The organism is Sulfurimonas sp. (assembly GCF_023229105.1).
GTDB lineage: Bacteria > Campylobacterota > Campylobacteria > Campylobacterales > Sulfurimonadaceae > Sulfurimonas.
Map to the genome: position 1 here is coordinate 1 of NZ_JALNZY010000077.1, position 9389 is coordinate 9389.

General features: G+C 34.6%; 10 protein-coding genes and 1 tRNA gene. 9 read left to right on the forward strand and 2 right to left on the reverse strand.

All coding sequences use genetic code 11. From position 1 onward, the window contains the following. The 7 genes from M0Q17_RS09335 to M0Q17_RS09365 form a co-directional block, all read left to right on the forward strand. Positions 1-306 (forward strand): putative nucleotidyltransferase substrate binding domain-containing protein (locus M0Q17_RS09335; protein WP_295086206.1); only part of this gene is annotated, 306 nt, incomplete at its 5' end. A gap of 2 nt (positions 307-308) precedes the next feature. After that, positions 309-926, forward strand: a complete 618-nt coding sequence (locus M0Q17_RS09340) for a 3'-5' exonuclease (RefSeq protein ID WP_295086207.1) — start codon at positions 309-311, stop codon at positions 924-926. Beyond that, positions 927-2882 (forward strand): acetate--CoA ligase, encoded by a 1956-nt coding sequence (acs, locus tag M0Q17_RS09345; protein WP_295086209.1) that lies wholly within the window; start codon positions 927-929, stop codon positions 2880-2882. Positions 2883-2983: 101 nt separating this feature from the next. After that, on the forward strand, positions 2984-3667 hold the full coding sequence (pyrF, locus tag M0Q17_RS09350) for an orotidine-5'-phosphate decarboxylase (protein ID WP_295086211.1): 684 nt from the start codon (positions 2984-2986) through the stop codon (positions 3665-3667). Positions 3668-3727: 60 nt separating this feature from the next. Beyond that, positions 3728-3817: transfer RNA gene (locus M0Q17_RS09355), tRNA-Ser, on the forward strand. A gap of 200 nt (positions 3818-4017) precedes the next feature. Continuing rightward, positions 4018-5955: a bifunctional diguanylate cyclase/phosphodiesterase gene (locus M0Q17_RS09360; RefSeq protein ID WP_295086213.1), complete on the forward strand. Its 1938-nt coding sequence runs from the start codon at positions 4018-4020 to the stop codon at positions 5953-5955. A 14-nt stretch (positions 5956-5969) separates the two neighbouring features. Continuing rightward, the gene (locus tag M0Q17_RS09365; protein WP_295086214.1) at positions 5970-6947 is read left to right on the forward strand and encodes a substrate-binding domain-containing protein; all 978 of its coding nucleotides are present in this window, start codon (positions 5970-5972) and stop codon (positions 6945-6947) included. Between the two features lie 118 nt (positions 6948-7065). Here M0Q17_RS09365 and trpA read toward each other — a convergent pair whose 3' ends face one another. Continuing rightward, the gene (trpA, locus tag M0Q17_RS09370) at positions 7066-7806 is read right to left on the reverse strand and encodes a tryptophan synthase subunit alpha (protein WP_295086216.1); all 741 of its coding nucleotides are present in this window, start codon (positions 7804-7806) and stop codon (positions 7066-7068) included. Further along, a complete protein-coding gene (locus M0Q17_RS09375; RefSeq protein ID WP_295086218.1) occupies positions 7803-8207 on the reverse strand; it encodes an Hpt domain-containing protein in 405 nt (134 codons plus the stop codon). The genes trpA and M0Q17_RS09375 overlap by 4 nt, the downstream gene beginning before the upstream one ends. Before the next feature lie 78 nt (positions 8208-8285). Between M0Q17_RS09375 and panB the strand changes: the two genes are divergently transcribed. Together panB and M0Q17_RS09385 are read left to right on the forward strand one after the other, a co-directional pair. Then, complete coding sequence (gene panB, locus M0Q17_RS09380; RefSeq protein ID WP_295086222.1) at positions 8286-9077, forward strand: 3-methyl-2-oxobutanoate hydroxymethyltransferase; 792 nt, start codon at positions 8286-8288, stop codon at positions 9075-9077. An 8-nt stretch (positions 9078-9085) separates the two neighbouring features. Continuing rightward, on the forward strand, positions 9086-9389 hold a 304-nt coding region (locus M0Q17_RS09385; protein WP_295086220.1), incomplete at its 3' end, for an AAA family ATPase.

Sequence of the window (9389 nt, forward strand, 5' to 3'; positions counted from 1 at the left end):
GGTGTGAGAACGCTAAGCCTTAAACATGGGATTGATGCTACAAATAGTATTGAGAGAATCAAGGAGTTAAATAATATCGGGGTAATTGATAAAACCTTTGCAACCGAGCTTATAGAGAGTTTTGATACACTTAGTTCCATCCGCTTAAAAGCGATGCTAGAGGCAAAAAATATTGAGCAGAATAACTATATAAATCCGAAGAACTTGGAAAAAATTGAGAGGGATTTGCTAAAAGACAGCTTTAAAGTCATAAATAAATTTAAAAAATTTATGAGTTTTCATTTTCATCTTAATATGGTTATTTAGTAATGTTTGATTTTATCTCTAAGTTTAAAACCGGCAAAAATCATAAAAAACTCAAAGACAAAAATTTTGATTTTTTATTTCAAGAAGATACGGGCAAGGAGTTTGTTGTAATAGATACCGAAACAACAGGACTAAATCCAAAAAAAGATGAGATACTCTCAATCGGTGCCGTAAAGATTAAGGATAACAAAATCCTTACCTCGCAAACTTTTGAGGTTTTTTTGAAGAACTCTAAGGAGATAAGTTCAAATAGTATCAAGATTCATGGGATTCGTCCGTTTGATTTAAAAGATGCAAAAACAACAAAGGAGGGCATTGTAGAATTTTTAAATTTTGTGGGGTCAAGACCACTTATAGGATACTACTTGGAGTTTGATGTCAGCATGATAAACAAGTACACCAAAGAGATGCTCGGTATTACACTTCCAAACAGAATGATTGAAGTATCTGAAATATATTTTGATAAATCAATTTCATTGATTCCTCAAGGAAATATTGATTTACGATTTGATACAATTTTGCAAAACTGCGGTATTCCAAATATGGGAGTACACAATGCCGTCAATGACGCAATAATGACGGCTATGATATATTTAAAATTAACACAAGGAAAAAAATAGATGAAAAAAGAGATATTTAAGCCAAATAGAGAGTTTGCCAAAGAAGCAAGAATAAAAAATATGTGTGAGTATCAAGAACTTCAAAATGCGGCGATTGAGGATTATGAGGGTTTTTGGGGAGGTTATGCGAAAGAAAAATTAGAGTGGATTGAACCTTTTACAAATGTATTAGATGAGAGTAATTTTCCATTTGTAAAATGGTTTGAAGGCGGTAAACTTAATGTATCGGTTCAGTGTATTGACCGTCATTTAAGCAGCCGCAAAAATAAAGCTGCCATCATCTTTGAAGGCGACAGAGGCGATAAACAAATCATAACCTACCTTGAACTTTATTACAATGTAAACAAGCTTGCAAATCTTCTTAAAAATGAGTTTGGCGTAAAAAAAGGAGATCGTGTAATCATCTATATGCCGATGATTCCTGAGGCTGCTTATGCAATGCTTGCATGTGCTAGAATAGGTGCTATTCACTCTATAGTATTTGGTGGATTCTCAGCAGAAGCACTCAAAGATAGAATTATAGATGCAGAAGCAAAAGTGGTTATCACAGCGGATGGTGCGTTTAGAAAAGATAAGCCATACATGCTAAAACCAGTTGTAGATGCGGCACTTCAAGGTAAAACTCCCGTCAAAAAAGTTTTAGTAGTTGAGAGAAACGGCGAGGAAGTAACTTGGGTTGCAGGACGTGACTACTCTTACAATGAGCTTATCAAGTATCAAGACGTAAAATGTGAGCCAGAAGTTATGGATGCAGAAGACCCTCTTTTCTTGCTTTACACATCTGGAAGCACAGGTCAACCAAAAGGTGTGCAGCATAACTCTGCAGGATATATTCTTTGGGCGCAAATGACTATGGAGTGGGTGTTTGATGTAAAAGAGAACGATACCTACTGGTGTACCGCCGATGTAGGCTGGATTACAGGGCATACATACATCGTTTACGGACCGCTCGCACAGGGTGCCACAACGATTATGTTTGAGGGAGTTCCAACATATCCTGATGCTGGCCGTCCTTGGAGAATGGTAGAAGAGCACAAAATAAATCAGTTCTATACTGCTCCGACTGCTATTCGTGTGCTTCATAAAACCGGCGAACATGAGCCTGCAAAATATGATTTGTCAAGCTTAAAAGTTTTAGGAACAGTTGGCGAGCCAATTGATCCGCCGGCATGGAAATGGTACTACGAGGCAATAGGCGGCGGCAAATGTGCTATCGTTGATACTTACTGGCAAACAGAGACAGGCGGACATATCGTTTCACCTCTCCCGGGTGCTACTCCTATAAAACCTGGATGTGCAACATTTCCTCTTCCGGGAATAATGGCTGAGATTTTAGATGAAAATGGAGTAAAATCCGAGGTAGGCGAAAAAGGTTTTATGTGTGTAACACGTCCATGGCCATCGATGATTAGAGGTGTTTGGGGAGATGAAGAGAGATTTGTAAAATCCTACTTTAGTGATGTTAAAAAAGATGGCAAACCAGTCTATTTTACAGGTGACGGTGCTGTTTATGATGAAGACGGTTACATTACAATCACAGGCAGAACAGATGACGTTATCAATGTTTCAGGGCATCGTATGGGTACTGCTGAAGTTGAAGCCGCTATCAATAAGCATCCGAATATTGCAGAAGTTGCAGTTGTCGGCAAGCCGCATGAGATAAAAGGTGAGGGTATCTTTGCATATATCGTTTTAAAATCAGATAGCGGGATAGCAGATGAGGTCGAAGAGGTAAAAGCTATAAACAGAGTTATCCAAAAAGAGATAGGAAATATCGCTCTTTGTGATGATGTAGTATTTGTTCCGGGATTGCCTAAAACTCGTTCAGGAAAAATTATGAGACGTATTTTACGCTCTATTGCAAAAGGAGAAGAGATCACTCAAGATATATCAACTCTTGAAGATCCAAGCATAGTTGCTGTTATTGCTACTGCAGTTCAATCTTGTAGATTATAAAACTAAAGAGTAGATTTATCTACTCTTTAGTTCCTCTTTGAGATAAATCCAAACCGATAAAAATGGTACAATTCCATAAAATACAATATAAAAGAGAAGCAATGCAACTTTGTGTAGCCCTTGATTTACCCACAAAAAAAGAAAATTTAGACTTAATTTATAAGATAAAAGAGTATCCAATCTGGCTAAAAGTAGGGCTTCGGTCATATATTCGCGATGGAGAAGAGTTTTTAAAAGATATTAAAAAAATTAATCCTGATTTTAAGATATTTTTAGATTTAAAACTCTATGATATCCCAAACACCATGGCAGATGCCGCAGAGTCTATTATGGGGCTAGGCGTTGATATGTTTAACGTTCATGCAAGTGCTGGAAAGCGCGCTATGCAAGAGGTAATGGGCAGGTTAAAGAAGTACGAAAGCCGCCCTATAGTCTTAGCCGTAACAGCTCTTACGTCATTTAATGAAGAGGAGTTTAGCGAAATTTATGCGAGATCAATCACAGAAAAAGCAGACCAGTTCGCAAAAGATGCGTATGAGAGTGGGCTTGATGGAGTTGTTTGTTCAGCTTATGAGAGCGCATCTATAAAAAAGATTACAGATAAAACCTTTATGACTCTTACTCCGGGAATCCGCCCGTTTGGAGAAGAAGCAGCAGATCAACAAAGAGTCGCAGACGTGAATTTTGCAAAGAGCGCGGGTGTAGATTTTATAGTAGTCGGTCGCCCGATTTATAAAGCAGAAGACCCTGCTTTAGTTGTTAAAAAAATAGTAGAACAAATTTAAAATATACGGCTTAATTAAGCTGTATGTTATGTATGAATAACTATAATTGCAACTTCCAATGGATAGATGGGTGAGCGGCTGAAACCACATCCCTGCTAAGGATGCGTAGGAGTAATCCTACCGAGGGTTCAAATCCCTCTCTGTCCACCATAAAGCCCTATTTTTAGGACTTTGTAGCCCCTTAAAAAAACAACTAAAATCCCTTACCTACCCCGAAACGATAAATTATTGATAAATAAAACAGATTATTGAATTTTAAAAGTGTTGCACTTTAAACTTGAATTGGCGTTCTTAATATAAAATTAGATAGAGTAACTATATTATTTGACTTTAGGACTTTGCGGGCGTTTATGAAAAATAGACAAAAATCAATATTTTATACACTCTTTCTCGCAATTACTTTTACAATTCTAATTGCTGTTTTAATAGTGAGTAAAATATTTTATGATCAAACAAAAGAACATATTCTTAAAGATATAAACAGTGATGTTAAAACAAGTTTATTGCTACTAAAAAACAGTATCTATCCTTTTATGGATTCATACTCTGTGCATGAGTATGAAAACCTTATAGCAAATGAGCTAAATCGTAAATATACGCTTGCTATAGTCGTTGAAGATTATAATATGGAAAAAATATTAGATTCAAAATATTTAGTCGGCAAAATTAACAATAATGATAGAGTAGAAGATTACAATCAAAACGATGAAGTCCATCAACAAAAGATAAGCAACTCTTATTTATACATCAAAGATGATATTTACAATCAATTTGGCTTGAAAATAGGTAATATAGTAATTTATGCTTCTGATGATTTGGTACAAGAAAAACTAGAAAATATCATTAAACTCAGTATTATAATTACATTGTTAAGCACTATATTAGTTTTATTGGTAATATTTTTTGTCATACACAAAATAGTGCAAAAACCTCTTAGTAGCATTATAAAAGTTATAAATAACAAAACAGATGATGGCATACCAACAAATAAGATTCCTACTTATAACTCTAAAGAATTAGCAATTCTATCAGCCACTCTTAACAATATGATTTGCTCCATTAAAGAGTCAAGATACCAGCTTGATAAAATAGCAAATACTGATATGTTGACTAACCTCGGAAATAGATATAAATTAATCCATGATATTAACAATAGCACAAATCCAGCACTCGCAATAATAAATATAGATAATTTTTCAGAGCTTAATGACTTTTATGGATATGAAATAGGTGACTATATCATCAAACAGGTAGGTCAGCATATATCAGGATTAACTAGACATATAAATACTTCTACTTATCATATTCAAGGGGATGAGTATGTTTTATTTAACCATGATATAGATAAAGATGAATTTGAAAAGAACATTCATAAACTAGTAAATATCTTGGCTGATATATCTGTTGAAATTGATGAAGAAGATTTAAACTTCAACTTTACTATTGGGGTCTCCTTTGAGAGTAAAGATAAGATTTTACCAACCGCAGATATGGCTTTAAAAGTTGCAAAAAGAAACAATGAAAATATCATGATTTTTAGTGAAGAGATATCTTTAAACAGAGAGTATGAGAACAATATTTACTGGACGAAACAGATAAGAGGAGCCATTCATGATGATAGTTTTATCCCCGTATATCAGCCTATTATCAACAATAAAACAAACAAAATAGAAAAATATGAAGCGCTAATTAGAATGAGAGATGAAGATAAATTAATATCTCCTTTTTTCTTTTTAGAAATATCAAAAAAGACAAAATACTACTCAAGAATAACTAAAATAATGATAGAAAAAACTTTTGAACGCTTTAAAAACAGTGACCTAGAGTTTTCTATAAATCTAACTATTGAAGATATTTTAAACAAAGAGATAAAAGAGTACATATACAACATGCTCATTAAGTATAACATTGCATCAAGAGTTGTTTTTGAGATAGTAGAAACTGAGTCGATAGAAAATTTTGAAGCAGTTTTAGGTTTTATAAATAAAATAAAAAAGCTTGGTTCTAAAATAGCGATTGACGATTTTGGCACAGGTTATAGTAATTTTGACTACTTAATGAGACTAAATACTGACTACATAAAGATTGATGGCTCTTTAATAAAAGAGATATACAAAAATAAACAAGCACAAGCCGTTGTATCAACGATTGTGGACTTTGCTAAAAGAATGAATATAAAAACCATCGCAGAATTTGTAGAAAATGAAAGTATTCAAAATAAGGTTATAGAGTTAGAAATAGATTATTCACAAGGTTATTTTTTTAGTGAACCAAAAATAGATATTTAAAAAATGAGGAAGATATGAATCTTATAAAAATCACTCTTTTAGTAGTTTTTTTTGCATCTCTTACTGTTTTAGATGCTCATGAAGTTAAGAGTGATATTTCTAAAAAAAAGATAGCTTATATTGTCTCAGATATAAGGATACCTTTTTGGAAAATTATGAGTCGAGGTATAAAAAATAGTGCGGATGAATTGGGTTATGAAGTAAGCTTTTATGGTTCTAATAATATTAAAAAGTCTGAGATACAAAACACTGTAAAAGTGATAAAAGACAAAGTAGATGCGATAATTCTCTCACCTATCAACTCTTCATCTGCTGTTACTGTTTTAAAGTTTGCAGAGTCTGCAAATATCCCAGTTGTCATAAGTGATATAGGAACGGATAAAGGTAAATATCTCTCGTTTATCTCTTCAGACAATGAAGATGGAGCATATAGAATAGGTCAGGTGCTAGCTAAAAAAATGAAAGAGCTTGGATGGGATAAAAATGGCTCTGTTGGCATAATCTCAATCCCACAAAAAAGAGCAAATGGTAAAGCTAGAACAGCTGGTTTTATGAAAGCCATGAATGAATCAAGTATCAAAGTTAATGGCTTAAAACAGCAAGTTAACTTCTCTTATAAAGAGACATATGATTTCTCAATAGAGCTAATACAAGAGCATAAAAACCTAAGCGCTATTTGGCTTCAAGGCTCAGATAGATACAAAGCCGCACTAGATGCCATAAAAGATGCAGGCAAAGTGGATGAAGTTTTGTTAGTAGTCTTTGATGCAGAGCCAGAATTTCTAGAGTTGATTCCTAAGGGAGTTATCATAGGAGCTGCGATGCAACAACCATATGTTTTTGGAGAAGAGGCAGTCTTAATTTTAGATGACTTTTTCAATAAAAAAGATGTTAAAAAACATATCCAACTCTCAATACTCTCAATCTCTACAGACAATATAGAAAAAAACATTCCCATAATAAAAAGAAATGTATTGGGCATTTTAGAGTAGTTAGATAATGCAGATGCACATCTAAATACCGTGCATAAGCTTTTGTTCCTTTATTCTCACTATAATGCTCTGTTTTATGGATTTTCAGGCATCTGTTTTTAAAGTCGGCGTATCAAAATTATATATTTATCTCATTTTTTATTATTTGAGCGAGTTCACTGCACTTTTGTATTTTTTGTGTATAACTTATATCATCATGCAGAAGTATGTCAACAAAAGCACTTCCGACGATTACGCCATCAGCACCTTTTACTTTCTCTTTGGCGGTTTTTTCGTTTACTCCAAATCCTACATAAATAGGTGTTTTTGTATATTTTTTTATGGAGGAGAGCATTGGCTGGAGATCTTCTGAAACACCTGAACCGGTTATTCCTGTGTACGCTACCATGTAGATAAATTTTTTGGACTCTTTGACAATCATTTGGATTCTCTCTTGCGTGTCGGTTGGTGCAATAAAGCTGATGTTTGAGACTTCATTAGAGTTAAAAAGTTTGTTGTAAGCTACAGATTCTTCATGCGGCAAGTCCGGGATTATTAACCCGCTTATTCCTATTTTTTTGGCAAGCGGAATTAACTTTTGTAAATCGTGTTGGTAAAAACTATTAAAATAGCCCATCCACAAAGTATCAATTTTTGGAGCAACTGCTTCGGATATCTCTAAAAGATGTTTAAATTTAAAACCAAGCTTAAGAGCTTTGTGGTTTGCCATCTCTATCAATGGACCATCAGCCACAGGGTCTGAAAACGGAACCCCAAGCTCTATGGCATCTACACCGCTCTCTTTGAGTGCTAATGCTAAATCTATACTAAAAGATTTTTCCGGGTAGCCGGATGTTATATATGCTACTAATTTTTTCAACTGCTCTCCATGTCTGGTAGTTTAAGTAGAGAATATTTTATATGTTCTAGCTCGTTGTCATTCTTTAGATCATCTCTCCACAGAGCAAACATATCACTGATGCTAAGAAGCCAGTTGATTGTCTCCTCATTGGCACTTTCATGTTTGGTTCTGATTGTATCAAGAGTATCCTCAACAAAAGCCGAAAGTTTCGACATCTGCGTAATTTTCAAGAAACTAGAAGCGGACTTGATATTATGAAAAACACGAAATAGTTCATTTATGCTTATCTCATACATATCTTGTTTTGATAAGTCTATAATCATGACCTCCATGTAGTCAACCATCATAGAATAGTGGTCTAAAAATTCATCAACTATTTCATAATCAAAGTTAGAATATAAATCACTTCTTACGCCCATAAAATATTTCTCCTATAAGGTTAAAATTATAGCAATATTTAGTTAAAATACTTTTTATCAAAAGAGAGAGTTTTAATGATGACTAAAAAAATGACAATTACTTCTATCAAAAAGAGCAAGGGCGTTTCGCCTTTAGTTATGATAACTGCTTATGACGCACTTTTTGCAAAGCTTATGGAGCCGAGTTGCGACATGATTTTGGTCGGAGATAGCTTAAATATGAGCTTCGCCGGTAAAGCTGATACGCTAAGTGCGACACTTGAGCAGATGATATATCATACTAATGCAGTGGCTATGGGAGCTAAAGAGAGTTTTATTATCTGTGACATGCCTTTTGGAACATATACAAACCCTGAGGAAGCTCTAAAAAATTCGATAAGAGTTTTTCAAGAAACTCCAGCTTCTGCTCTAAAAATAGAGGGTGGCGAAGATAAAGCTCATATCATAAAACATTTATGCTCAAACTCTATAGCAGTTTGCGGACATATAGGTTTGTTGCCGCAAACTGTTCGCTTAGAGGGCGGATATAAAGTAAAAGGCAAAAATCAAGAGGAGCAGGAACAACTTATACGAGATGCAAAAGCTATAGAGAAAGCGGGTGCGTTTTGTATGGTTATAGAGGGTGTAAAAGCTGATGTTGCCAAAGAGGTTGCAAGGAGTGTAAATATACCGGTTATAGGGATTGGTGCAGGAAAAGATGTTGATGGGCAGGTTCTTGTATTTTCAGATATGTTGGGATTTTTTGAGGAGTTTACACCTAAATTTGTAAAGAAGTATATGGACGGGGCATCTTTAGTTAAGAGCGCACTAAAGAGTTACTCTGATGAGGTTAAAGCTAAAGAGTTTCCTCAAGATATACACACTTACTAAGAGAAGATATGCAACGATTAGTTGAGATAGAGAGATTCGATAACGAAGAGAGCTGTGAGACAACACTCCGACCAAGCGCATGGAGTGAATATATAGGTCAAGATCAGATTAAGAAAAATCTCGGAGTATTCATTGAAGCAAGTAAGAAAAGAGGCGAGGCGCTAGACCATGTTCTCTTTTATGGACCTCCTGGACTTGGTAAAACTACTTTAGCACTTATTATTGCTAATGAGATGAATACAAATATCAAAGTAACAGCTGCACCAATGATAGAAAAAAGCGGTGATTTGGCTGCTATTCTTACAAACCTAG